This window comes from Bacteroides sp. AM16-13, assembly GCF_003602705.1.
GTDB lineage: Bacteria > Bacteroidota > Bacteroidia > Bacteroidales > Bacteroidaceae > Bacteroides > Bacteroides xylanisolvens.
In genome coordinates, this window is record NZ_QTLK01000039.1 from 1 (window position 1) to 25,884 (window position 25,884).

Genomic DNA, 25,884 nt, shown 5'->3' on the forward strand with positions numbered 1-25,884 from the left:
TAACTCGCAATGAATTAGTTGCCTTAAATTTTCTTATTTCAGGAATATCCCTAGTTTGTTGCATTATGACGTAACGTTCACAGTACAAAAGCCCCAGACCTCTCGACCTAAAATTCACTTGTCTTTTATTGTAAATCTAGGAGTTTGTGAATTTGGTTTTGTATTGGGAGCATCTATTTTTATTAATAAGGGCATTGGGAAATCCACTCCAACCAATAAAGCTTCTCCTTCTCCCAAAATAGGTAAAAAAGATAATATATTCTTGTTTGCAGATGAAGCTGCACTCTCTATAGCTTTTTTGTCTTGGTCATTTATGAGACGATGGACGATGAAAGTCCCCATTTGGCTTAATGTCCCTAATGGGATATCTCGTGGCATTTGAGTTGCAATACATAAAAAAAGCCCATATTTACGAGCCTCTTTTGAAATAAGTTCAAATGAGTCTAAAGGTTTAGCATCAAAATATTCATCTTTTATTGATTTATTTAAAAATTGATGGGCTTCATCTATAAATATCACTACTGGATCGTTCTTGAATTTTCCCTCCCTTGCATTGTTTAGTAAGTATTTTCCAATCGCATTGACCAATATTTCTCGAACTTGGTAGTCGAAACTTACATTAGAAAAATCAAAACGTAGAATCCCTTTTTTATTTTTAATGTAATCATCAATAACGTGGATCAAATCTTTAGGAGCATTTAAAGCACTTTTTCTAAATCCAAATATTTTGTTATACTCCTCTGTACATAATAGATTATTAACTCTTGAAATCAAACTAATACAATTTGATACATCTGTTTCATTTCTACCTCCCCATTTATTAACGTCATTTTTATCAGTATCCCATATGCATTCAGATGTTATTTGTCTAGGTAATAATTCAAAATTGAAATCACAGTATTTGTCTTCAATGGCAGTTATATTTCTATAATAGAAAGCCTCATAAGGCCTTTTATTATTTCCAGATTTTCTAACCATCCCATTTTCGATTATGCCCTCCAAGTTATTTCCAGATGATAATTTTGCAATTTTAAGTGACCGTATGGCATCCATTAATTTAGGCACTTGTGTTTTAGATGATGGTTTTAATAAATAATATAGCTCATCTATTGTTAAACGGGTATAATCAAATATATACTCTCCATCCCCTAATTCGACAGAAGTAACTTCATCGCTTGTATTTGCATATTCGCCTGTAGCGTCAATTAGAATAATGTTGTTACTTGTATGCTCATTCATCATTTCTAACAGTTTTGCAACTGTCCAGCTTTTTCCGCCACCAGTAGTTCCTACAACTGCACAGTGTCTTCCAAATAGTGAATTTAATGAAATGTTACATATCGCATTATTAGATGTGAGTTTGCCAATTTGAGAAAAAGGTTCACTGCCCTGATTGTCACTTTTAGATCCAAAAGTTGCAATGTAATTACTTATTTGTTCATCTGAACAAGAATATATTTTTGAACCTATTGCTGGATATTTGGATATTGTTTTTTCTATTTTTAAAGGATTGTATACGTTGAATACGACTAGAAGTTCTATTTTACCAATAGGATGAAAGTCTGTGTTTGTTTCGTGTATAGTCTTTTCTGTTATTTCTGTACGTTCCCCTTGAGGAAGATTAAGTTCGATGATTCTTCCAAGGAAACCATATTCAGCTCCTTCAATGACGACAAAACAGCCAACGTTCCCACCTGCATATATATTCCCATCATGGTAAAACGATTGCAATAAATTGGCGGTAGGGAATTGTATTTTAACGAACTGGGGAGTGACCTCACTTACATATCCTAAAAATTTGTTATGGTTGAATGGTTCCATTATCTTCTAGTCTTTCTGATTTGTAGTATGATTGATTGATAGGGAATGCTTCAACAAAATCTTTAAATGTCGAAAAGATGACACTTACATTTGATTCTGTACTCATATTAAGATCTATGTAATCAGGTAATAAATTAGGCATAATCCCTGTTTCGCTATTATTATTTTTGTTATAATTTATGATAACTAAATGGAAATTGGGGTTTTGAAAAACAGCTTCTTTAATAACGTTTTGAATATGTTTATCTTGAAATCCGAAACCTATAACAATCAAGAGGGTACTTTCTTGTCGTAAAGTTTGCTGAAATCGAGCCATCATTTCAAAATAAGGTTGTTCATATGAGCTTTCATATTTCTCGCTTGCTGGATAAATGATACAAGGTTTCTGTGTTTTCTCTGTTTGCTGTATAATTCCATTCTCGTCTTTCTCCCAATCAATGCTTCCATGTAATTTATATAAATGAAAAATATTAGGAACAAAACTTTCTTCTTGTTTTAGTCTTGTTTTCTCTCTATAAACAATGTCATAATCAAAGTTCTTTCCTGCAAAATATCTAGGGAATGAAAAAGAAAATCCATCAATTATTGTAAATCCTCTTTTTTTTGCTGCTTGTTCAAAAAGAGTGTCATAGTTGGTTGTGAAAAGCTGTACTCGAGGATCGCTAGGCTTTCGAGCAACAAGTTTGTTTAAGAATTCCCCATGATGTTTATTACTTTTGTCAAGCTCTAGATTGCACGCATTTGCTATTTTTTTTTCGATACTTTCCTTTAGACTGTTTCCTGTACTATCTTTTATAACATCACTTATTTTCTCAAACAAAATAAGATAGGAAAGAAAATCTTCAATATTTTTCTCTCTAACAATAGCTTTCATTTTGTTAGAACAAGCTTGTTTTTTGTGTAACTCTCGTATTATTGCTTTAATGTCATCGCGGCATTCTCTCCATAACCCATCTCTTGTTTTTCCTCTATGTTCTCCATTGTCCATAGAAGTACCTGCTGCTGTTAATATCGCTATATGTTTAAAGTGAGAAAATAAATTGGTCAATACATTTTTCATATATTGTTTTGTACAATTTTTTGCTAACTCTTCAGTTGTTCTAGTCTCTTCAATAGGTCTTTTTTGTTCGATACCATTAATGTACCAATAGTCTTCATTAAAACTAATGCTTTGATTTCTTGATATGTACAAGTATTTCATATTGATAATCTTTGTTATTTTACAAATTTATTTAGTTCCTCTTCAACTTCCTCAACTGTTGGTAGCTTACTTTTTAGATTTTCAGGTAGTAATTCCCTAACATTAAACTCGCTAACCCCAATCGGTGATGAAATATTCTGCAATGCATATTCTACTTCAATCCTATCCTTATCCCTACAAAGTAACATTCCTATAGTAGGATTGTCAAATTCTCCTCTTAAGGTGTTATTGATTAGGTTCTGATAGAAGTTTAGCTGTCCTAAATGTTCCGGCTTGAAATTGCCATTCTTTAACTCTATAACGACATAAGCTCTTAAAGGAATATGATAGAACAATAGATCGCAAAAATATTCTTTGTTGTTCAGATTCAAACAATATTGTTCTCCTACAAATGCAAATCCTTTACCTAATTCAAGAAGAAATTGAGTAATGTGCGTGACAAGCTGCTTTTCTATATCTCGTTCCCGTGCTTTTTGCGATACAGACACAAAATCAAACCAATATGGGTCTTTAACTACTTCCTGCGCCATATCTGCTGTTAGGGCTGGCAAGGTTTGCGAGAAGTTTGTTTGTCCTTGTCTGTAATGCTCATAGAATTGTTGCTTCAACTGATTCTCTAAAACACTTCTACTCCAACTGTTAGATAAGGTTTGGTGCGCATAAAATAATGCTTCTTCTATGTTTTGGGCTTTGCTAATTATCACCTTTTGATGTCCCCAAGGTATATCGAAGATAATTCTATAGTTATCAACCACTTGTAATTGTCCCTCAACTTGGGGGACAATTTTATTATTGGATGAAATGTGGATTTTCTCTGCGTAGAACTCATAAAAATTCTTACTGTAGTATAGGTTCTGGCGGGAAAAACCTTGCATATCAGGGAACTCATTACGCAAGTCTGCTGAAAGTTTGTTTATTACCTTGTCACCCCAATTCTGTTCTTTCAGCTTTTGAGAGATCATTTGTCCCAACCGCCAATAAAAGTGTATCAACTCTGTATTGACTGTTTTTATCATTCGTATTTTGCTAGAACGAATTTGCTGCTTGATGGCTTTTAGCCATTCTATATATTCGTTATCTATTGCGTTAATAGGATACTCCTTCATGTAACTATGTTTTTTGCAAAGGTAAATAAATATATGGTAATATGTTTTTGAAATACATTCTTTTAGCTGGGTTTTAATGCCTATCCGATTGGGAGACACATATCAACTTTGTAGGGCTGGGAAAATAGACTATTACTTTTTGCTTCATACATTTTATAAACATAAACATTCCGTAACTACCCCAGATTTTCGGACTGCCCCCTTGAAACGGCTCAGTCTGAAAATTGGGGGGATTTGATTCAGGGCAATCATATCCTTAAAAATAGATTCATTCCGGTGCAGATTTGAATTAAATGCTACATAGTGAAAAAACATCTATCATCAACAAAATAGCCGAATAGAGGCCCTATATACATAAAATAGCTTGTTTTTGTTGCAATGAACCTGTATAAATCCGATGATCATGGCTTAATAAGCCAACTTTAACGGTGATGTTTTTATAGCCCACGTATGCAGGCTGTAGAGCCCGCATCTGTAGGCTGTATGGTTTACAAGCGTGGGCTGTACAGCCTGCATACGTGGGCTATAAAAACATCACCGCTCCCAATAGATTATTAAGCTGTTAAATACAGGTTGTCGTCTTATAAAACGTGCATTCTTATGCCTTTAAATGGGTAATCTCACCTAATACTACACTAAAATAGATAAAGTATAGGCATGATAGATAGCTATTTTTTGCAATAAAAGTATGATAGATACATTTATTAAAAGTTATCTATCATACTTATTCTTTTGATAATGAAATGATTATTAAAATGAATGATACTTATGATAGATATTTTTTCACTGTGTAGTATTTCATTCAAATCCGCACAAGTTTTGAATGAAACCGTACGGGAATCAATTTTTAGGAATGTGATTGCTCTGAATCAAATCCCCCAAGAATTACAACTGAGCCCTTGAAACGGCTATTTTCTGCTACCTGCCAGAAAAAAGAAATCCCTGATAATGTCTGATTATCAGGGATTTGCTTGATTTTTCTTTTGTTTTCAGTGATCCGCCTGGGTCTTTAACCCATGCGGTTCACTGTCCTAAATATCAATATTTTAACTATCGTTATCCCTTTGAGGGGGTACGATTTGGACACTGACTTTTTTATATGTTTCTGTCCGCTTTTGGCGGATGTCTGTCTCCATGTATCTTGGGTTCAAAAGTACACATTCGTTTTGAATTATGCAAGTCTTTGATTATTAATATTTCAACTTAGGTGCAAGGTGCAAGCTATATATATAAATATATGCTTGCACCTTGCACCTAACTTTATCTTGTCCTACAATAACTTTTCTCTTATTTATTAAAGTTGTTTGCCGATTTATTTTTGTTAATCTATTGCTCGTTTTTATGTAAGCTATTCAATAAAATAGTATTTTCGGGGTTGGAAAATATAAATCAGTATGTGATATGATAACTAACCGGGATGAAGTGCTGGAAAACGCATTTAAAGTTTTTGTGAAGATGAACTATGAGAAAGCGAGCTTTACGGAAATTGCCAAAGCCTGCGGGTTGGCAAGAACTGGCATTGTTCATTACTTCCCCCACAAACAAGACTTGTTTGTGGCTGTGGTTGATAAGTTCATATTTCAAACACATCACCCGAAAAACAAGTTTAACAAGACCGAATGTACACTGGCGGAGTTTATCGAACAGTACATACAGGGGATAATTGTTACTATGAAGCGGTTGTGTGAACTTGTGGATGATGGTAACAATCCTTATGGATGCAGTCCTAATTTTTATTATTATCACTTCTTTGCACAAGTTAGGATGTACTACCCCAATATACAAGAAAAGACTGTGCATTTCTTTGCACAGGATTATGAGTTGTGGATGAATATTATACAGAAAGCAAAGGATAATGGAGAAATACGACCTGATACGGATGTTAAAAGGGCTGCTACCATGTTCAGGCAAATGTACTTCGGTTTATCATACGAGCAATCTTATTTAAACGGGCTTGATGTGGAAGAACTGGCGAGTAATTTTCGCTATATTTATTCCTTACTAAAAGCCTGATTTTCATTTTTTAATGTTTTCGGTAAAATAAAAACCGAATGAGTGTTCGTTTTTTGTTGTTTTTCTTATCTTTGGAGCATGAATCTATTTTTAGCAATATGGATAATGTACAGAAACAACGGGAAACTATCGTCTTGTACAAGGAAAAAAGGGACGGGCAGGACTGCATACGAATAGAATATTCAAACAGTCAGGCTATTGCTTTGCTGTTTGCCCAAGATACCGAAATAAAGGTAGATGCAAACAGTTGTGCCTATATGCCAGCATCTACTTTCCGGCTTCCTACATTTTATGACCGCTATTCTCCCCATGCCTATATTGATTATAGTCGGGTATATGTACGACATCCCAAACCCAAACGTGAATATATACTGCCAAAAGGCTATTTGGAGTTATTGGGACAAAAAAGATACAGTCCTTCTACCATAAAAGCCTATAAAATCTATTTCAGCGACTTTATGGAATATCATAAAGGGGCTGACCTCGACCAACTAACAATCGAGGATATAAATACCTATATGCTTTACATGGTAAAGGAAAAGCATATTTCTGCTACCCAACAGAATATGCGTATCAACGCAATCAAGTTTTATTACGAAAAAGTTAGAAAAGGCAAACGACAATATTACGATGGTATAGTCCGTGCCAAAGAATACAAGACTTTGCCCGAAGTATTGAGCCGGGAAGAAATGAAAAATATCTTTGCACAGATGACCAACCGGAAACATCGGTGCATGATTTCATTAATCTACTCTGCCGGACTGCGCCGCAGTGAACTTCTAAACCTCACCCCTAATGACATTATCAGTGAACGGATGTTGATTAGGATAGTGGGTAAAGGAAAGAAATTCAGGTACTCCCTGCTTTCAGAGAAACTACTAAATGAACTAAGAACTTATTACAAGGAGTACCGACCGCAAAAGTGGCTCTTTGAGGGCGAACAGGTGGGTGAACAATATTCACCCAGTGCATTGGTGAAAATACTGAAAGATGCGGCAAGAAAAGCCGGAATAAAACACCGGGTACATTTGCACATGCTTCGACATACTTTCGCTACTCACCTGCTGGAACAAGGGACTGACCTAAGAACCATTCAGGAGCTTATGGGGCATAACGATATAAAGACGACCTCAATTTATTTGCACGTGTCTAATGCTTACAAAGCCAAAGTTCCAAACCCGTTGGATAGTTTGGATGATGATTAGATTATGACCTATTAGAGATTAGGAACTACACCATAAGGTGTGGTTATTGAATAATTATCGACCATTAAAAGAGCGAAAAATGAAACCAAGAGAAATATTCTATAAAGCCTGCAATGAAATTGCTATCCCTTTTATTGAAAAGGGATTTAAGCCGATGAAAAACGGGCAATGTTTGAAGAAAATTTCAAAAGATAAGGATTTGACTTTTGAAGTATATTTCAAGTCAAGTACCTATAACTACTCTTGTAGCATAATCATATATCCTCTGATTTCTATTTATAGTAAAAGATTGAAGAAGTGGATGCAAGAACAGACAGGAAATATCAATGAAGCTGGGCTTATATATCATAACCATATTGGATATATATCACCAATAAAGGAGTATAAACAATGGGAACTTTCCGGGTTAAGTTTCGATATATCGGTGGAATCTATTATCAACTTACTTGAACAATATGCCATACCGATATTCGATTTATTTAAAGATAAAACAGTAGCTATCAGTTTTATAGAACAATATGGTTGTTGCTTCAATAAATATACTCAAAATTCTCTTTCAGCATTGCCTTATGTATTGTTGCATGGAGATAAAGAAAAAGCAGAGAACTATTTCAATGTTTATCTGCAATCATGTAAATGCAGAAATAGATTTATGACTGCGTTCAACCAATTAGATAACAAGCAAAATATAGAATTAGGTTTGGATAATAGATTTGCGATTTTTGCTTTTACCAATGGATTGAAAATAAAATAGGTCGATAACAAGCGAATGAACTAACCTAACGGTCAGTTATTCACAAACCATTATAAGCAATAGTACACCAAATTATGAACGAACAAGTACAAGAATATTTTAGCTGTGCTGATTGGCTCCTAATACCTGCATCCGTTAGAAAAGATGTTGCAGACATATTGGGATTAACCCTTTTGTCTGAAAATGAGCAGTGGGATAACAACCCAATACTTTGTACTACTTATGAAAATGCAGACAATTATCTTAATGACCTTTTACTGAGAGTGGATAAGATATTGATTTCGTCAGTCATTAATGGATATTATATCGTTGAAGGGAAATGTTTGCGATATATTTACGAAACATTGGGTAAAAGGCTTTCGGCAAAATGCGGTGTCTATTACTTCTCGATAGATTTATGGGAATATCGTTACGCTTATGGCTATTATGAGAGAAGCCAAGAAAAGCGTTTCTATTGTGCCGAATTAGATGCTACCGGAAATCTACAAGAAGAAGACAGAGGGTCGGTATTAAGTTGTGAAAATGACGCAGAAAGCCATATCCCAAAGGTAAAGATTGAGGACGAGCAAGTTCCTAATTCTTGGTTTCTTCCTTTAGGTATAATGTTCAACTTAGGGATAATGGATGCAGAGATACAGCAAGCTCTTAGTAAACTATGCAGCATTTATATGCTGAATAGCACAGATGCTAAAATGATAAAGAATATAATAACAGAAAAATTTGGCTTATAACAAGGTCGAGATAACAGCTAAACGCTGTTTCTCACCAAACCATTAGCAACCCTGAAAAAGAAAGAAAATGACAAAAGAAGCATCCAAATTGATGACAGAAGAAAAGTTTTGGACAATCATCGAAAATTCTAATCGTGGACGAAATTTGAAAGAGTGTCTAACCCCACTTTCCGAAGAAGAATTGTTTGGGTTTAGATATTGGTGGGAATATTTTTGCAGCCTATCCTATAAGCAGGACTTATGGGCTGTTGCCTACGTCGTGCTTGGCGGATGCAGCGATGACGGGTTCGACTATTTTCGATTTTGGCTTATTGTGCAGGGGCGGAAAGTGTTTTACAACGCATTGGAAAATGCAGATACCTTGTGTGATGTGTTCTCGAAACTTGAAGATCCGGAAGGAGACGATTATCCAGAACAAGAGGACTTAGATTATGCCGTTCAGGCAATTCTTGGAGAGCGAACCGGGAATGAAGATTACTTTTATACAGCGGAAGAAAACTATTCATTACCCCAGTATGCTCACGAAATCGAATTTGAATGGGAAGAGGACGATGAAGAATCCATCCGCAAGGTTTGTCCACGAACTTTTGATAAATGGTGGGAAAATGATGTGTTCTGAACGAGGTTGCTAACAAGCGGCTAAATCTCCCCAAAGGTCGATTAGCCACCAAACATTAGATACAATTAGATATGAATATACCTACTGCAATAAAGGAAATACTTGTTCATAACCATTGGGATGAATTTAACTTTCAAATGATGTCGGATTGTTACGCTGATAAGTTGAAACAATCCTATTCAAAGTTTGATTATCCTTTGAATGACGGTATTATAAGCAAGATTGCTCTATTCTATAACATGAAATTAGAGCTGAACCAATCTAATATTCTTTATTTTGATGTCAAGAAAATAAAGAAATACAGCCCGGAAGCTATGCAGAAAGTGGCTGTGAAGTTAAAGGTCAATAAGGTTATCTATTTAGCAGACATTCATCCTGGTTATTTGACAGTATGGTTAGATGAACGAGAACAAGTGTGGGCTGATTATGATAATCTTGTTTATTATTATGGCAGTGATATATTCAGTGGTGTTCAAAATATTGTATCGGGCAATGTCCTTGAAACCATAAATTTAGTATCTAACAACGAAAGATAGCATCTGACGATACTCCTTTCTAACCATTAATCACCAAATAGTAGCTACTAAATTGATATATGTAGAATGTAATTTTTAAAAATATGAAATTCAAAGAATTAATAGAAAACATAGAACTAAGACCCAAGTCTTATTTAAGAAATGAAAGTATTTTAGAATTTTCTACTTTATTATTGGGGTTTTCTTTATCAAATCATGACATAGATAAGGAAGAAGCTATATTTTTTGAGCATTTTAATGCTTATGTAAATTCTTGCTATAATCATGATGAAAATTACAATTGGGCATATTTGTTTTTAATTTTGGCAGGCGGTGATGAAAAGGGAGCCTTATCTAATTTTTATATGAATTATCACAAATTCATGAGTCAATATTGTGATTATTAGATTCAAACAATGTATTGAAGAATTGGTAAATATAAAAGCGGTGACTAACAAGCGGATTAATCTCCCCAAACGGTCGATTATCCGTCGGACATTATAAACATAAATGAAGTATTATGGAAGATATAGACATCCTAAATAAATTCGACAATGATAAATTGATAGACGTAGTGAAAAATTATAAGCGTTATGGCTATGATGATGAACTCCGTGATTATGCCATCCACTTATTGGAAAAGAGAGGTTGGAGCAGAGAAGATTTACAGCAGTTCGGCTATTTAACAAACTATGATTACGATGAAGCCGAAAAGCAGTATAAAGCATACAGTAGAAATTCATTGATAGGCATTTGTACGCTTGTATTTAGTGGGGGGATTTTAGCTGTTGTTTATTTAATCTTTCTAATCCTTGCTTACCGGAACGTTGCAAAATTCTATAAGGCATTAGGGCGCAATGAAGATGAAACCGCATTATTCAACGTTCTTGGTGTACTGGCTTATTTTCATCTAAAAGGAAGAATGAAAGAAGAATTGAAAGGAGTAAGATAAATTTGCAATAATCACCTAAACTGCTAAACACAGTTGTCTTAATCCCATAATAAACAACATGTATCGTTTTGCAAACATAGTATTATTGGTTCTTGCCATTTTCATGGTAATGGGGTGTTCTTGCAGCAAAACTCTGCGTGAACGTAACATACAAGATGAAATACTTAATGTAGATAAACTCCGCAAGCAAAGTAAGAAAGAGTACCGCTATATAAAAGAAGATGCTGAAAGATTGTTTGTAAATTCGGCAACGGTTTATCCCGATACATTATACTGCCAACAATATACTTCATTGCAAGGTTACTTTTATGGAGAAACCGGATTTGACTTATATTGTATGTGGTATGCACAATTTAATGCCAATAATAGGAAACACTATCGTAGCGAACGTAAGACGTTAAACAAAATATTCTATTGTGTAAACGATATGTTGAGATGTATTGCCGGGGGGGGAACTGGCTTCACACATGAAACATACCGCATACCGGCATACACGGAGTATTACATCTATAAATATCAGAATATGGAAGCTAATAAAAAGCCCCAAGATAATGACATAAGCCAAACGATTTCAAATTTATGGCAGATAATAGCTACTTACAATAACGAAGATATGCCCTTTGAAATATTAGCTTATAAAATGAAATACATATATGAAAATGTGGAGTATATAAAATCATTGCTTACTACTGAAAAATATCATTGTTGCCTGCAAGAATATATGTGCGGACTAATAAACGAAAATGTAAGTAAGCAAGAACAATTAAGTTTATTATACCTAAATGGTATTCCTTGTCAAACCATTACTGATAATATCAGATAAAAATGAAGAAGATTAAATATATATTTTGTATCGTCTTGTGTTTTGGAGCAGTGAAAGCTACAATAGCACAAAGTGACAATAACTTGTCTTCTTTGGAAAAACAGCTTTGCTTTATTCAAGATACTTTATATACGCTGCGGCAAAATTATCCCTATACGAATGATGATTATTGCGATTCTTTACAAAACAGATTCTCTATCCTGCTGGAAGAACTTTGTACAGCCGATAAAGGAATGAAATACGACTTTAGAGAATTGAGGAAAAAAGAACGGCAATTTACTATGGCTGTATCAACAGACGGGGATATGAGGGTGTTTTCCCGGAACACTTATTTCGGTGGTTCGATGCCATTGTTTGCCTCTTATATTCAATATAAGGATAAAGAACACACGTATTTTTTAATAATAAATAATGATAATGATATGGGGGTATGCTATGATACTATTTATTCCATCGAAGCATCGGATAAAAGATATTACTTGCTTTCGGGAACAAGTCAAATAGCAACTGCATACCCTTTAGCAGTAATGAAAGCCGTTAGTTTTGCAAATAGAGAGTTGAAGAAGGAAACAATATTCGTTTCAGGTAATCAGCAAAAGGATTATTTATCTATCTCTTATCGTTTTGCAGAGGATAATATAGACGCACGATTATTCATTGGCAACAATTTTACGTTTCCCCGTATCGTATATCTTGGAAAACAAAAGGAAATATTAAAGCCTGTTGTTGTAAAAGATAAAGACGATACCGAATATGTTGGTAGAGAAATTGAAGTTTATAAACTTGAAAAAAATAAGTATGGAATAAAATTCATCAGTAATAACGAAAGATAACATCGAACAATGTTCCTTTCTAACTATTATGTAAATTAAAATATATATGTATAATAATTATCAAGAATATGTGAAGTATATTTCACATGAGATTCAAAAAATCCCCAATGAGAATGAATTATTCTGGGGTATGTGGATATGTGAGAATTTGTATAAACAATGCAAAGAATATGTCTATCTTTATTTTCCGGAAAATGAAGCCTTATTGATAAATAATTCAATGGACTATTTATGGAAGATTGTCGATGAAGGACTTTGGGATAAACAGGAAACTAAATTTATTTATGAGAAGTTTCAACAAATAGATGAAACATTTTTAGATGAAACTGATATCAAAGAGAAGTGTATATATGAAACTTTTATTATCTTAAATGGTGGTTTAGAGTTTGTTATTACATCAAATGGGAAATGGAAGTATAATGTTATTCAATCTAATCTCGATTATTTAGATGTGGTTTTAGATAATGAAGGGTTAAATATTTTGAATGAAAAAGATTTTAGTAATAAAATAGTTGAAAATGATATAGAATCACAATTAAAAATGATTGAATATTTAAAAATAAATACATGTATTGCGAGTAAAGATAAAAACTTATTTAGATATTAGCAATTATGGAAAAAGAAAACTTCATACGTGCATTAGAACAAATCTGTTCGGAAGTTGATATAGAAATCACAACGCTGGACAAGCTGGATAATGAAATAGTACAAGGGAATATTCAATTCAGAAATGAGAATATTTTAGTAAAATTTGATACTGAAGAAGAAACACCTTTAATGGCAGACTTTAATATCTTGGTACAACAACTCAAAAAAATACGTTCTTATTATAAGGAAAATAATTATGAGATTTTAGCCCATGATATATCTCGCCAAGTAGTTAGTGATATATACCAACAATCAGATATGACCGAACAGGAGCTTAAAATGGAATGTGATACTTTCCAAAAGAATATGACTTTAAAAAGTATCGAAATATTTCCAAATGGATTTATGCTGATTTATGATATAAAATTCAACAAAAAACTGTTATATGTTCAATTAAACACGACATATTCGATTGAAGAAATAACGATTAATTAAATTGCTAACAAAAACCTATACAGCCTAAACGGCAGCAAACTGTATTCCATTAGTAACTATTAAAGCATAAACATTATGTACGAGAGGTTTTTAAGTCAGAACATAGACTGCAAAAGGCAGGTAGCGGATGATGCTTTTCTTGCAAAGTATGTCGATATAGCCCCTAAAGAGTTGATTACATTGTGGCAAGAAGTCGGATTGGGTATCTTTTGTAATGGTCTGTTCCGGATAATGAATCCGGCAGATTATCAAGAGTTCGTGAACCAATATTACCAACGGGAGTATAATGAAGTAGCAATCCCTTTCATGGTAACGGCTTTCGGGGATTTGTTCGTATATATCAAAAGTAGCCAAAAGCAACTTGGCAATCACATCGTTTTTTTGAATATACGGTATGGAACATTCCAAATTTTCACGGATAACTTCAATCTGCTGTTCAACATTCTTTTATTCAAGAATGATTCTTTGGAGTTCAGATATAAGTTAGGGCTATATCCTCGAATAAAAGAAAAGCTGGGTGCGCTGCAAGGCGATGAATGTTTTGGTTATGTTCCCGTCCTGTCAGCAGGTGGGGAAGAAACAGACGAACACATACAAGTAGTTAAAATCTTTCCATACATTGACATGGCGGCTCAATTCATTGGTGAATTTGAACGTTTTGAAGCGAGGTGATTTAATAATATAGAAACATGAAAACAACAATGCCATATAAAAGAATTGAAAACGCTCTGTTTGCTATTATTTCTCTACTGGTGGGATGGTGTATCACTTCTTACTATACATCTTCTTTGCCTGATTTCGACATAGCGGCTAACGATATATTCATAACGATAAAATGCAAAGTGCTGACATTTGTATTATGGGGGATTATGTTATTTCTTTTCCGCTTCATCGGAAAACAAGTGAATGATATACGGAAAAGACGGTTGTTCAAGATAACTGCCGTGTTGGTATATTGGTTAATCGTGTGGGGTATCTGCTACTACCAATGCGCCATAAAAGCGGTGCAGGACTGGAATGATATGATGAACGGGAATGTTGGATAGCCTAAGTATTTGCAGTTATCCGAATACCGTTGCTGACAATAAAGAAGAATAGAATGTACCAACATAGTTCTAAATCATTATGAAAACAATTACCGGATTTTTACTATCCAAAGCGGCGGAGCGTCCGGAGATATTGCCCCCTGTGCAAGAATTGGCGGACAAGATACAATGGCTGGCAAATAACAGCCGTTCACTGAAAGAGTTGGAAACCTTAGAACAGTTTGCCGGAAACAGTGAACTGCTGCACTTCGTCACCGACAGCCTGAAAGAAAGCGGAGAACTGCCGACATTGGAACAACAGGATTATAAAACCTATATTTTCCTCTTGGCATATTGTCCCGAAGATTTCGCTTTCTTCTATCTTAAAGAAAACCTTGTAATACCTTATATCGAGCAAAACAAGCTGGACGAATTGTTGTTCTTTACCGATATGCTCCGGCAGGTTTTCGACAATCACAGATACTTGTCGGGTGTCTATAACTGGGTGTGCGACTACTTCTTTCAGGCACGGCGGGAAGTCTATCACGGAAAAGGCAGCCACATCACCGATGAACAGTTCCGCCGTGTCGAACGAAACCTGAAATACCTGCGACAGAGGTCATTCCGGGAAATGGTGCAGATAAAAGGCTATAAGGTCTATTCACCGACCGTCCTTGCCAAATGCTGTAATATGGAATATCGTTCGTTCCGCCGCAGGTTCAAGGCGGAATTTGGAAAGACACTGTGCCAGTGGATACGTGAACAGCGGGTAAAGGAGATAGCCTACCTGCTGGAATATACAGACAAAAGATTATTGGAGATTGCAGAGGACACCGGGTTTTCGTCCGCCAGCAACCTGAACGATTTCTGTGTGAAATATATGCTCGGAACTCCCGGCGTGCTGCGTAAACACCTGAAAGGACAACGGAATGTTCACCATGAAGAATAAAATGTGAAAAATGAAGAATAAAGCAGCGATTTAAAGCCTGTAACTTTGCGCCCGATTAATAAAGGAACGATTAATTATGGGACAACAGAATTTGAACGAATACTTTACCGACCTTTTGCAAAAGGTGGATTTACAGATACAGGATTTTGAAGATAACAACAACGACCCTTTCAGCCTGTGCAAACAGGTCATTGACTACCTGCAAGAAATCATAGGGGAACTGAAAACCTTTATCATTTCCTACTCTTTCACCAGCAAGGAAGAAGAAATTTATTTCTTCAAAGAGCAAAAGCCAATAATAGCAAGTAAAATTATCTATTACAATACGGTTTACCAGTTTGAACTGCGTTTTCCGAACGGCAGCGAAGAAACGCAAAAGGAGTTCATTATGGCGGAAACCGACCGGATTTTGGCGCATTTCCAACGTAATATAAGTTTCTACCAGTATTACCGGACAAAAGCCACCTATTTAGACCATAAATATTTCCTGCGTGGGAAACCTGACATTCATATCCTTATAGACAATTTCTATTATGAAGCAGACCCACAGTTCAGCACCAGTTATGATTATAAGGTAGCCAAAATTTTAGCTATCGAACTGTTTGCCATCTACCTCACCAACCGATTGAATGAACTTGAACGGCGTTTCCAACGCCAGCAGGTCAAAAACGGGAATATAAAGAAGCTGCTCCGGTGGACGGGGACAAAACGGGCATTGGTGGAACTTATCTACGCACTCTACACCAATGGCGATTTCAATAAGGGAACGGTTGATATAAAGGACATTGTATCTTGCTTTGAAGATATGTTCGACATAGATTTAGGTGATTTCTACCATACCTACATGGAACTTAAATCCCGGACAAATGACCGGACACACTACCTGAACACCCTGCAAAAACGACTGTTGCGCCGGATGGAAGAACAGGAGTAAACCTTATCCGATTAACAAACTTTATTTCGCCACAGGTGGGTTCGCCTGTGGCTTTTTATTTTCCCGAACCGTCCAACTTTGCAGCAAATCAATTAGTTAATAAAATGGACGTAATAACAGTAGAAACAAAAGCCTTTAAGGAATTGATGGCAAAAATCAATGTGATTGCCAATTATGTATTTTCCCGTCAGGATGACTGCAAAGAGAATGAGGATGATATTTGGGTGGATAGTTACGAAGTATGTACTTTCTTGAAAATCAGCGACCGCACCCTGCAACGGCTTCGTTCCAAAGGAGAAATAGCCTACTCTACCATCAGGGGACGCAATTTCTATAAAATCGGTGAAATAAAACGGTTGCTGGAAAGCCGTTTGATAAAGAGCAATGACGAATGTATGCGTAACCTGATAACCAACCACAAGCTATATGTTAAGGAAAGACGAAATCTTAGAGAGGACAAATAACGGTCTGAACGTATTTAAACATTATATTCCCGGCACGTGGCGGGTCGGTCGTAATTTCCTTAATCCATTGTATGAGGACAGCAAAGCGTCCTGTAACATCTATTTTGACCGCCGTAGCAACAGTTATAAGCTGAAAGACTTCGGCAATGACGATTATTCCGGCGACTGCTTCTTTTTTGTGGGTATGCTCAAAGGGCTGGACTGTAACAATTCAAGCAGTTTCATAGAAATTTTGCGGATTATAGACCGGGATTTGTCACTGGGGCTTTCAGAGGGTAATCCCATACCTGTACCTAAAACATTCAAAGAACCGGAAAAGCCTGTGCCTGCTCCGGTAGAACGTACTGGCAGACCGTACACATTTAAGGAAAGGAAACTTACCGCTTCCGAACTGGAATACTGGCAACAATACGGCATTACCCCTGAAATACTGGAACAGTATAAAGTCTGTTCAGTGGTTCAGTTCCAAAGTGAAAATGCGGATGGCAATCCGTTTTCTTATTCTTCCACTAAGGAAGAACCCATTTACGGGTATAAGAACAAACGCTTCATCAAACTGTACAGACCGTTTTCAAAGACCCGCTTTCTATATGGCGGAAATATCGGCGAAAGCTATTGCTTCGGGCTGGAACAGCTACCCAGTAAAGGCGATACCCTGTTTATTACGGGCGGGGAAAAAGATGTCATGTCACTGGCAGCGCATGGTTTCCATGCGATTTGCTTCAATAGCGAAACGGTAACTGTTCCGCCGAACATCATTTATAAACTTACATTCCGGTTTAAACATATCATATTGCTTTACGATATGGATGCTACCGGAGTGGAAAGCGCAAAAAAGCATGAGAAACAACTCTGTGAATACGGTGTGAAACGGTTGCTTCTCCCTTTGCAGGGGACAAAAGCGGAAAAGGACATTTCCGATTATTTCCGGGCGGGTAACAGCCGGGAAAATTTCATCAAACTATTTATCGACTTCTTAGATACAATCTATAATGAAACAATGACTATGCTTAAATCGTGTGAGATTGATTTTAATAATCCTCCGGCAAAAGCGCAGGAAATTATTTCGGCGGGTGACGTTCCACTGGGAACACAGGGGAACTTGTGCTGCATCACTGGCGGAGAGGGAACAGGGAAAAGTAACTATGTGGCTGCACTGGTGGCAGGTTCAATCCGTCCGGCGGATATTCAGATTGATACGCTGGGTATCAATGTAAGTGAGAACACGAAACATAAAGCCGTCCTGCTTTATGATACGGAACAATCGGAAGTACAACTGTTCAAGAATGTAACCAACCTGATAAAGAGGGCGAAACAGACCGACAAACCGGATGAATTTAAGGCTTTCTGCCTTACGGGTATGTCCCGCAAAGAGCGTCTGCACGCCATTGTTCAGAGCATGGACAGGTATTATTTCCAATATGGGGGTATTCAGTTGGTAGTGATAGATGGTATTGCAGACCTTGTAAGATGTGCCAATGACGAAGCGGAAAGCGTGGCAATCATAGATGAACTTTACCGACTGGCAGGGATATATAAGACCTGTATCATCTGCGTGCTGCATTTCGTACCCAACGGATTGAAACTGCGGGGGCATTTAGGCTCGGAACTACAACGCAAAGCGGCTGCCATCCTCTCGATAGAAAAAGACGAAGACCCAGCTTTGTCGGTAGTGAAAGCCCTGAAAGTAAGGGATGGTAGCCCGTTGGATGTTCCCTTGATGCTCTTTGCTTGGGACAAAGCAGCCGGGATGCACCTTTACAAAGGAGAAAAGACCCGTGAAGAAAAAGAGAAGCGCAAGGAAAAGGAACTGGTCGGGGTTGCCCGTGACGTGTTCGGCAGGCAGGAACATATAACCTACATAGACCTGTGCGAACAGATACAGCAGATTTTGGACGTGAAAGAACGCACCGCAAAAAGCTATATCCGTTTCATGCGGGAACGGGATATTATCATTAAAGACCCGTCCAACCAAAGTTATTTTATGATTGGTATAATTTAATCAGGCAGCCTTATGTATATAGATAAAGATGATTTTACCGCATGGATGGAACGTATCATGGATAGGTTCGATATGCAGGACAAGAAGATAGACCGGGTGATAAACGGGCGTAACTGTTTGGACGGTGAAGAACTGCTGGATAATCAGGACTTGTGCCTGCTTCTGAAAGTAGCCCCCCGAACACTGACCCGTTACCGGAAAAAGGGAATACTCCCTTTCCTTATGTTGGACGGTAGATGTTATTACCGTGCTACGGATGTACACAAGTTAATCCGTGAGAAAACCGATTAATTTTTTCTTTTCTAATGGCTTTAAATCCTGTTTTGTCGTGAGATAAGGCAGGATTTCTTTTATTGTATGCCGGAGTTTTCAGGGATTTGGCTAACTTTGCAAAAGTTACATAAGAAAATAACGGCGATTGAACAGTAATATGTGATTTCGTCTTTATATATAACATATACGTTCGCCGAACGTCCCAAAGTAGAAAACTGGCACTTTTCAAAAATGTGGGGATTTTCAGCGCAAGGTCTATGCTATGCTTTATCATAGCGTGGTCTTGCCTGTTTCCACATTTAGGTATGCCAGTACCTCTACTTTGAAGCAGTGCAAGTGCCACGCTTCTTTTTTAGATATTGGCGGACAGTTTGAATAAGGGTTATAAACTGTTTAATACCTGAGATAATATGAAGCAAATAAAAGCGAACATCGCCGTATCTCTTGACGGGTTTATCGCAACGCCGGATAATGAACTGGACTGGATGCCCCAAAATGTAAGAACCTTACTGAATAAGGAATACGAAACTACAAATTACCTGTTGCTGGGTGCGAATACCTATACCTGTATTTTTGAACATTGGGGCGGATGGCCGTACAAAAGTAAAAAGACTTTTGTAGTGTCCCACTACGACACCAATGTGACCGAAAAGGAGAATGTAACCTTTCTTACCGATATGCCTTTACGGGCAATCAATGAACTTAAATCAAGTTCGGAAACCGATATTCAGGTTATTGGGGGTGGTAAGTTTATAACCTCGCTGATTGAAGCGTCCCTGCTGGATGAAATAACGCTGTATATCGTTCCGGTCATGCTGGGGGACGGTATCAAGTTCATAGGAAAGACTTTCGGGTCGAAGTGGGAACTGACCGGACACCGGGTGATAGACAATCAGGTCGTTTGCCTGACCTACCAGTATAAAGGAGAATGATTAAAAAAAGCACCCGGTGTCCCTCCGGGTGCTTCAACCACAAAAATTTCAATTATAAATCTATCTATAATGAAACTTTCTGTGGCAAATATAACGATTTCCGTCTTATTTCTTCGGCTTGCCTTTCTTTTCGGGGAACACGAAAGTAACATTAAACTGCCCGTCAAAGGCAAGTGAAGCGTCAAAGACTTTGCCGTTCTTGCTTTTAAAGCCTTTGATTAGCCCGGTTTTCCCGGTAGTCACCAGTTCGGTAATCTGTTTGTCCGTTAGCTGCTTGTCGCTCTTGTTGCGGAAGATGGTAACGGAACAATCCACATTGGAACATTTGGCGACTTTCGGATAGAAAAGGATGCGCCCGGTCTTGCATTTGGGGCAAATGCAACCACTACCCGAAGCGAAAGAAAGCTGAACGTCCAACAGTTCAGCCGTGATTTGCCGTGCATACACTTCGATGCCTTTGCGGAACGTGTCGGGGTTCATTTCTCCGCTTTCTATTTTGGCAAGCGTATTCTCCCACATTCCCGTCATTTCAACGTCTGCTATCTTCTTGTCCCGGATGATATTGTAAACGGCAAGCCCTTTCTCGGTCGGGACAAGGTTCTTTTTCTCCCGAACGATATACTGGCGGGAAAACAGCGTTTCGATAATGGCTGCCCGTGTTGCGGGTGTACCTATACCCGTATCTTTCATGCTGGCTTTCAGGTCGGCGTTTTCCAGTTCCTTACCCGCCGTTTCCATTGAAGAAAGCAAACTGCTTTCCGTGTGTAACGGTTTGGGCTTGGTCTGTTTCTCCAGTAGTTCAATGCCGGAAAGCGGTAAACTATCTCCATCCTGCATGGCGGGCAAAGCGGTGTTATCTTCTCCGTCCTCTTTCTCGCCGAATACGGCACGCCATCCGGCGGACTTGATTACAGAACCTTTGACCGTGAAAAGTGACCCTTCACATTCCAGCGTTACACTGGTAACATCTTTGACGCATTTTTCAGAAAATGCTTCCAGCATACGTCCGGCTATCAGTTCATAGATTGCCTGTTCGTCCGTTTCCAGTTTACCGGGCAGGTTTTCAGTCACTATCAGGGCGTGGTGGTCTGTTACCTTGCCATCGTTCACGGAACGGGAATTTAAGGCTTTGCCTTTCATCCCGGCGGCATATCCGCCAAAACGGGTGTACTGTTCCAAATTGACAAGACGTTCCGGGATTTCCTCGAACACGTCCTGTGAGATATAACGGCTTCCGGTTCGGGGGTAGCTGATTAGTTTACCCTCGTATAACTTTTGTGCGATGGATAGGGTTTTGTCTGCGGAAAAGTTCAGTTTCGTATTCGCTTCTTTTTGGAGCGTGGTTAAATCATAGAGCAACGGCGGTTCTTGGTTCACTTCTTTACGTTCTATGGTTTTCACCTGTACCGTTTCCGCTTCCTTTATCCTTTGCAGCGTGTCGATGGCGGGCTGCTGTACATCGTATTTGTCTGCGGACAATGCAGCAAAGGAAACATTGTCCTTTGCTGCCTGTAATTTCAGTTGCCAATACTTTTGTGGGACAAAGTTCTTGTTCTCTAAAAAGCGGGTACATATCATTGCCAACGTGGGCGACTGTACCCGTCCCAAAGAAAAAATGCCTTGTCCGGCTGCCACACTTAAAGCCTGTGTACCGTTTATTCCTATCAAATAATCCGCTTCGCTGCGTGCCTGTGCCGAAAGGAAAAGGTTATCATAAAGGCTACCGGTTTTCAGGTTTTGCAGTCCCTCACGGATTGACTTGTCGGTAAGGCTGCTTATCCATAAACGGACAAAGGGCTTGTTGCATCCGATATACTGGTAGATGTAGCGAAAGATAAGCTCTCCCTCGCGCCCTGCATCGGTGGCGACAATTATTTTATCCGACTGGTCGAATACTTCTTTGATTACCTTTAGTTGTTTCAATGCGCCGGGGTCTGCCTTGTACCCTTTTTCCGCTTTCACTTGTCGGGGTGTAAGTTGAAAACTATCCGGGATAATAGGCAGACTTTCCCGGCGGAAACTCTGTATGCCGTATGCTTCCGGCATTGCCAAACCTACAAGATGGCCGAACGCCCAGGTAACGAGATACCCGTTACCTGAAAGGTAGCCATCCTGTTTTTCACTCGCTCCTAAAATACGGGCAATGTCCCTTGCCACACTTGGTTTTTCTCCGATTACTGCAATCATTCTAATTTTGATTTTAATTGTTCCACTTCTTTTTGTCTTAGGATTTTCCGGTCATAATAGATGTGATAGCCATCTACATAAAATTGTCGGTTCTGCTCGTCTATGGCTTCCCAGTCTGTTTTGTAACAGACAAGGGTAAACAGGGCGAAACCGACAACCGGGATAAGGATTAATACCGCTATCATCTTTTGCGTCCCCTGCTCTGTTTGGGTTTGTCCGTCTGCTCCTGCTTCTCCTTTTTATCCTGCTTGGTCTTTTGTTTTTCAGTGGGCTTGTCCTGACCCTTTTTCAAGGGTTCTTTCACTTTCTTGGTGGCTTCGTTGGTCTTGCCCTCCGAATTGACCGCTACCTGTGTGCGGTTCTTGCTGGCGGGGGTAATTTCTTTCACGGCGGAACGGTCAAAGCTGGGATTGTCACTGTAAAAGCCTAACTTCTTCTTATCATGGTTCACCTGAATATAAGCATCGTATTCGACCCCCCGCTTGTCTTTCAGCCCGGCAACAAAGATGGTTTTGTCATTGACTAAATCCTGCTGTTGCTGGCGGGATAGCTCTATACCTGAAATACTCTTGGGAATGGTTACACCGTCACTGGTGACAAGGCTGTTCTGCTGCGTCTGTTTCTGCCCTTGCTCCTGTGACTGTTTGGTATTGGGATAGATAAATTCCAGACTTTTCTTGTCCGCATTGACCTGAACGGTTGCGGAAAAGGGATTTTTACGGTTGGAAATCATATTTTCAAGGAATACCCCTTTTCCTTCCCTTAAGGCTTGCTGTTGTTCCTTGTTCAGTTTGACACCCTTTATTTCATCCGGTATTTGGACGCTGCTTGCACGCATGGAAACCAGTTCGTTTGTTACCTTATCCACGCTGACGAAAGAGGGTATCATTTCTCCCGTGATATAGTTTTTCAGGTTTACTATGCGTCCCATGTTTCCCGTTTCAAGAAGATTGGCTTTATCTTCTTTGGAAAATTCATGTCCGAAGAACGGGCGTTCGAGTTCCGGCTTTTGTCGGATGCCGTGTATCGCCAAAACTACATTTCCGTCTTTGTCGTGCCGGAAAGATAAACGTGCGTCCAGTTTCATAATGGCTGAATTGTAGTTACCCGCAATGGTGAACGCTCCGGGCGACTTGTACCCCCTTAACATGGGTTCTAAAGCCTTTGCCTTTTCAAGCTGTTCTTTGGATAGACCGAAGTTCTTCAAGGCTTCCCAGTCCACCTTATCCGGGTCAATCACATACTTGCTTTTGTCGGGTTGCTGCGGTGCTTGCGCCGTTGTTCCCGCTTCTTTGGCTGGCTGCTGTTGGGTTTGGGTTTCCTGTTGCTCTTTCTTGGCTTCCTGCTTCACGGTTTCAGGTGTCACCCGGTAACGCTCTATGCCCGCTTCGTTTTCGGGTGTCGGATGATTGAAATTATCCCTGATTATCGGCTCGATTTTGGGAAGTTCAATCTTAGGGATTTTGAAGAAGTTAAAGCGGGTCGGGTTCTTCAACTGGTTCATCATGTTGGAAAAGAAGTTGGAAAAGAAATCACCGTGACGGTCGAATTTCAGAAGTTCGCTGTTGTTCTCCGGCGGTACGGTTTGGAGTTCCCCGTTTTCATCCACGCCTTTTACTGCGCTGATTGTCTTTTTCTCCTTATCCAGTACAAGAAGAATATCCATCATCTGTTCGTCAGTGGTGGATTGGTTGGCTGTGTTTACATCCATAACTTTTTGAATTTTAGTGAGTAAATAAAAATTTCGGAAGTAAAAGTAAGGATGAAATAGAGTATATTTAAGGATTTGGGAATAGGTGGCTTCATTTGTCCTCGTTTGGCTTCATTTGTCTTCGTTTTTTTTGATTAAAACTTTTATAATCAGTAATTTATGAGTAATTCAATTTTTATCTAAACTTATAAGTTTAGATAAAAACGAAAATAAAGGGCAATCTTTACTAACAAAAAGTGCTGAATCAATGAATGACAAAGATATTTTAGTAAAAATAGGTACACGCATAAAAGAATTGAGAACTGCTAAGCAAATGACTCAAGATAATTTGGCTGCAAAGTGTAATTGGGATTATCAATATGTCAGTCGATTAGAATCAGGAAATACTAATATGACAATTAAGACAATTATAAAATTATGCTATGCATTAGAGGTTAATTTAGAAGATGTGTTTAAAAATATAAACATCTGATGAATTTAAAGTATATGATGATATTAATTACTAAAATACAGAAATTATGAAAATACTATTTTTAGGACAAGGGTATAATAAAGCGACACATCGTTCAGTCGGAGAGTATTTAATTGATTCCCTGAAATCAAGACAGTTTAATACTTTTACAGGAATCTCTGCTTTTGCTAGTGCTGCTGCTGTTGAACTCCTCTCTGAGTATTTGTTAAACAATGAATTTAAGCATATCAACTTAATTGTAGGTATTGATCAAGAAGGGACATCTAAGGATGCTTTAGAGGAAATTCTCAAATTAGGTGTGAATAGCTATATTTTTTATCAAAAAGAAAGTCCTATATTTCATCCAAAAATATATTTATTTGAAAGTGAAACTAAAACTATGCTTATAGTCGGTTCATCAAATCTTACAACGAATGGGCTTTTTTCTAATATCGAAAGCTCAATTCTGATTGAGTTTGACAATACTGACATGCAAGGACAAGCTTTGTTGAATGAACTTAAAAGTCACTATAGTACATTATTTGATTTTTCCGACTCAAATTTATTTAAACTAACCTCTGAAGTTATACAAGCATTTGTTGATAAAGGAATAGTACCAGAAAAGGTGAATTGGAAAGATAAATATAGGAAGACAGAAGAAAAAGAAGTTGAAACTGATGATACACTTGAAGTGCCTAGCAGAGAAACTATAAAACTGCCAAGAGAATTTAAACGCATAAAAGCTCGTAGAGAAAAGGTTATAACAGATGTGATAGAAGAAACTTGTATTGAAATTGATAATACGATAGACTTAGGTGAGTTATCACTAGTTTGGACAAGTAAAGAATTATCAAGACGTGATTTGAATATTCCTATTGGCGCAAATACCCATTCTACAGGCTCAATGTTTTTCAGTAAAGGCAATACTCCTGATATAGATCAAAAACACTATTTTCGTGATGTGGTATTTGGTGACTTGAAATGGCAGAAAGATGGTAAACAACCGCATTTAGAAAGAGCAAAAGCCCAATTTTGTATATATACCATAGGGCATGAACCTAAGACCTTCAATTTAGCATTGACCCATAATACGGACACTAAATCAAAGGCTTATTTGCAAAATAACTCAATGACATGGATAAGTTGGGGAGCTGCAAAAGATCATATAGCCAAAGAGGAATTGTTAGGTCGTATTGCAAAATTATACGTTAATCCTGAAAATACTACCGAGTTTACGTTAATAATCGAATAAATATTTTTTAGCTCCCATTTACTATTGTAACTTTGTGTCACAATATTA

At 37.8% G+C, this 25,884-nt stretch carries 28 protein-coding genes; 22 read left to right on the forward strand and 6 right to left on the reverse strand.

Annotation, left to right across the window (positions count from 1 at the left end):
• Nucleotides 1–114: 114 nt before the first annotated feature.
• From DW173_RS22150 to DW173_RS22160, 3 genes are read right to left on the reverse strand one after another with little or no spacing between them, the layout of a single operon-like run.
• Nucleotides 115–1,821 carry an ATP-binding protein gene (locus tag DW173_RS22150; protein WP_055235670.1) on the reverse strand — a complete coding sequence of 569 codons (1,707 nt, stop codon included), beginning with the start codon at nt 1,819–1,821 and terminating at the stop codon, nt 115–117.
• The gene (locus DW173_RS22155; RefSeq protein WP_008015896.1) at nt 1,802–3,022 is read right to left on the reverse strand and encodes an SIR2 family protein; all 1,221 of its coding nucleotides are present in this window, start codon (nt 3,020–3,022) and stop codon (nt 1,802–1,804) included. The genes DW173_RS22150 and DW173_RS22155 overlap by 20 nt, the downstream gene beginning before the upstream one ends.
• 14 nt (nt 3,023–3,036) lie before the next feature.
• Nucleotides 3,037–4,128, reverse strand: coding sequence for a YhcG family protein (locus tag DW173_RS22160; RefSeq protein ID WP_004315222.1), 1,092 nt, complete (start codon nt 4,126–4,128; stop codon nt 3,037–3,039).
• A 1,401-nt stretch (nt 4,129–5,529) separates the two neighbouring features.
• Here DW173_RS22160 and DW173_RS22170 point away from each other — a divergent pair.
• The 20 genes from DW173_RS22170 to DW173_RS22265 all read left to right on the forward strand — a co-directional run bounded on the left by DW173_RS22170 (nt 5,530) and on the right by DW173_RS22265 (nt 20,235).
• Entirely contained in the window at nt 5,530–6,141 is a 612-nt protein-coding gene (locus DW173_RS22170) for a TetR/AcrR family transcriptional regulator (RefSeq protein ID WP_007483886.1), read from the forward strand.
• Between the two features lie 98 nt (nt 6,142–6,239).
• Complete coding sequence (locus DW173_RS22175) at nt 6,240–7,346, forward strand: tyrosine-type recombinase/integrase (RefSeq protein WP_120145265.1); 1,107 nt, start codon at nt 6,240–6,242, stop codon at nt 7,344–7,346.
• A 46-nt stretch (nt 7,347–7,392) separates the two neighbouring features.
• The gene (locus DW173_RS22180; protein WP_233562276.1) at nt 7,393–8,100 is read left to right on the forward strand and encodes a DUF4304 domain-containing protein; all 708 of its coding nucleotides are present in this window, start codon (nt 7,393–7,395) and stop codon (nt 8,098–8,100) included.
• A gap of 74 nt (nt 8,101–8,174) precedes the next feature.
• Nucleotides 8,175–8,831, forward strand: a complete 657-nt coding sequence (locus DW173_RS22185; protein WP_120145243.1) for a hypothetical protein — start codon at nt 8,175–8,177, stop codon at nt 8,829–8,831.
• A gap of 67 nt (nt 8,832–8,898) precedes the next feature.
• Complete coding sequence (locus tag DW173_RS22190) at nt 8,899–9,450, forward strand: DUF4240 domain-containing protein (RefSeq protein WP_120145244.1); 552 nt, start codon at nt 8,899–8,901, stop codon at nt 9,448–9,450.
• A gap of 71 nt (nt 9,451–9,521) precedes the next feature.
• Nucleotides 9,522–9,986 carry a hypothetical protein gene (locus tag DW173_RS22195; protein WP_009129247.1) on the forward strand — a complete coding sequence of 155 codons (465 nt, stop codon included), beginning with the start codon at nt 9,522–9,524 and terminating at the stop codon, nt 9,984–9,986.
• Nucleotides 9,987–10,069: 83 nt separating this feature from the next.
• Nucleotides 10,070–10,372 carry a hypothetical protein gene (locus DW173_RS22200; protein WP_120145245.1) on the forward strand — a complete coding sequence of 101 codons (303 nt, stop codon included), beginning with the start codon at nt 10,070–10,072 and terminating at the stop codon, nt 10,370–10,372.
• A gap of 113 nt (nt 10,373–10,485) precedes the next feature.
• Nucleotides 10,486–10,917, forward strand: a complete 432-nt coding sequence (locus DW173_RS22205; protein WP_120145246.1) for a hypothetical protein — start codon at nt 10,486–10,488, stop codon at nt 10,915–10,917.
• A 58-nt stretch (nt 10,918–10,975) separates the two neighbouring features.
• Nucleotides 10,976–11,740 (forward strand): hypothetical protein, encoded by a 765-nt coding sequence (locus DW173_RS22210; protein ID WP_120145247.1) that lies wholly within the window; start codon nt 10,976–10,978, stop codon nt 11,738–11,740.
• Between the two features lie 2 nt (nt 11,741–11,742).
• Nucleotides 11,743–12,573 (forward strand): hypothetical protein, encoded by an 831-nt coding sequence (locus DW173_RS22215; RefSeq protein WP_120145248.1) that lies wholly within the window; start codon nt 11,743–11,745, stop codon nt 12,571–12,573.
• 46 nt (nt 12,574–12,619) lie between these two features.
• Nucleotides 12,620–13,180, forward strand: coding sequence for a hypothetical protein (locus tag DW173_RS22220; RefSeq protein ID WP_120145249.1), 561 nt, complete (start codon nt 12,620–12,622; stop codon nt 13,178–13,180).
• A 5-nt stretch (nt 13,181–13,185) separates the two neighbouring features.
• Nucleotides 13,186–13,656 (forward strand): hypothetical protein, encoded by a 471-nt coding sequence (locus DW173_RS22225; RefSeq protein ID WP_120145250.1) that lies wholly within the window; start codon nt 13,186–13,188, stop codon nt 13,654–13,656.
• A 75-nt stretch (nt 13,657–13,731) separates the two neighbouring features.
• On the forward strand, nt 13,732–14,328 hold the full coding sequence (locus tag DW173_RS22230; protein WP_120145251.1) for a T6SS immunity protein Tdi1 domain-containing protein: 597 nt from the start codon (nt 13,732–13,734) through the stop codon (nt 14,326–14,328).
• A 17-nt stretch (nt 14,329–14,345) separates the two neighbouring features.
• Complete coding sequence (locus DW173_RS22235; RefSeq protein ID WP_233562278.1) at nt 14,346–14,702, forward strand: hypothetical protein; 357 nt, start codon at nt 14,346–14,348, stop codon at nt 14,700–14,702.
• A gap of 79 nt (nt 14,703–14,781) precedes the next feature.
• Nucleotides 14,782–15,630 (forward strand): helix-turn-helix domain-containing protein, encoded by an 849-nt coding sequence (locus tag DW173_RS22240; RefSeq protein WP_120145253.1) that lies wholly within the window; start codon nt 14,782–14,784, stop codon nt 15,628–15,630.
• A 76-nt stretch (nt 15,631–15,706) separates the two neighbouring features.
• On the forward strand, nt 15,707–16,564 hold the full coding sequence (locus DW173_RS22245; RefSeq protein ID WP_120145254.1) for an RteC domain-containing protein: 858 nt from the start codon (nt 15,707–15,709) through the stop codon (nt 16,562–16,564).
• 35 nt (nt 16,565–16,599) lie between these two features.
• A complete protein-coding gene (locus DW173_RS22250) occupies nt 16,600–17,028 on the forward strand; it encodes a helix-turn-helix domain-containing protein (protein ID WP_117963667.1) in 429 nt (142 codons plus the stop codon).
• The gene (locus tag DW173_RS22255; RefSeq protein ID WP_120145255.1) at nt 16,991–19,030 is read left to right on the forward strand and encodes a bifunctional DNA primase/helicase; all 2,040 of its coding nucleotides are present in this window, start codon (nt 16,991–16,993) and stop codon (nt 19,028–19,030) included. The genes DW173_RS22250 and DW173_RS22255 overlap by 38 nt, the downstream gene beginning before the upstream one ends.
• 12 nt (nt 19,031–19,042) lie before the next feature.
• Nucleotides 19,043–19,321: a helix-turn-helix domain-containing protein gene (locus DW173_RS22260; RefSeq protein WP_007483899.1), complete on the forward strand. Its 279-nt coding sequence runs from the start codon at nt 19,043–19,045 to the stop codon at nt 19,319–19,321.
• Between the two features lie 392 nt (nt 19,322–19,713).
• Entirely contained in the window at nt 19,714–20,235 is a 522-nt protein-coding gene (locus tag DW173_RS22265; RefSeq protein ID WP_007483901.1) for a dihydrofolate reductase family protein, read from the forward strand.
• Nucleotides 20,236–20,340: 105 nt separating this feature from the next.
• Here the strand turns inward: DW173_RS22265 and DW173_RS22270 are convergent, their stop codons facing one another.
• The 3 genes from DW173_RS22270 to DW173_RS22280 are packed head-to-tail and all read right to left on the reverse strand — an operon-like array spanning nt 20,341 to nt 24,133.
• Nucleotides 20,341–22,422 (reverse strand): type IA DNA topoisomerase, encoded by a 2,082-nt coding sequence (locus DW173_RS22270; RefSeq protein WP_120145256.1) that lies wholly within the window; start codon nt 22,420–22,422, stop codon nt 20,341–20,343.
• Complete coding sequence (locus tag DW173_RS22275; RefSeq protein WP_011107113.1) at nt 22,419–22,607, reverse strand: hypothetical protein; 189 nt, start codon at nt 22,605–22,607, stop codon at nt 22,419–22,421. Before DW173_RS22275 ends, DW173_RS22270 begins: the two co-directional genes overlap by 4 nt.
• Nucleotides 22,604–24,133: a DUF3945 domain-containing protein gene (locus tag DW173_RS22280; protein ID WP_120145257.1), complete on the reverse strand. Its 1,530-nt coding sequence runs from the start codon at nt 24,131–24,133 to the stop codon at nt 22,604–22,606. The genes DW173_RS22275 and DW173_RS22280 overlap by 4 nt, the downstream gene beginning before the upstream one ends.
• 247 nt (nt 24,134–24,380) lie before the next feature.
• On the opposite strand from DW173_RS22280, the gene DW173_RS22285 reads away from it, so the two are divergent.
• The gene (locus DW173_RS22285; RefSeq protein WP_120145258.1) at nt 24,381–24,605 is read left to right on the forward strand and encodes a helix-turn-helix domain-containing protein; all 225 of its coding nucleotides are present in this window, start codon (nt 24,381–24,383) and stop codon (nt 24,603–24,605) included.
• Nucleotides 24,606–24,651: 46 nt separating this feature from the next.
• Nucleotides 24,652–25,836, forward strand: coding sequence for a phospholipase D family protein (locus tag DW173_RS22290; RefSeq protein ID WP_055217229.1), 1,185 nt, complete (start codon nt 24,652–24,654; stop codon nt 25,834–25,836).
• Nucleotides 25,837–25,884 lie beyond the last annotated feature (48 nt).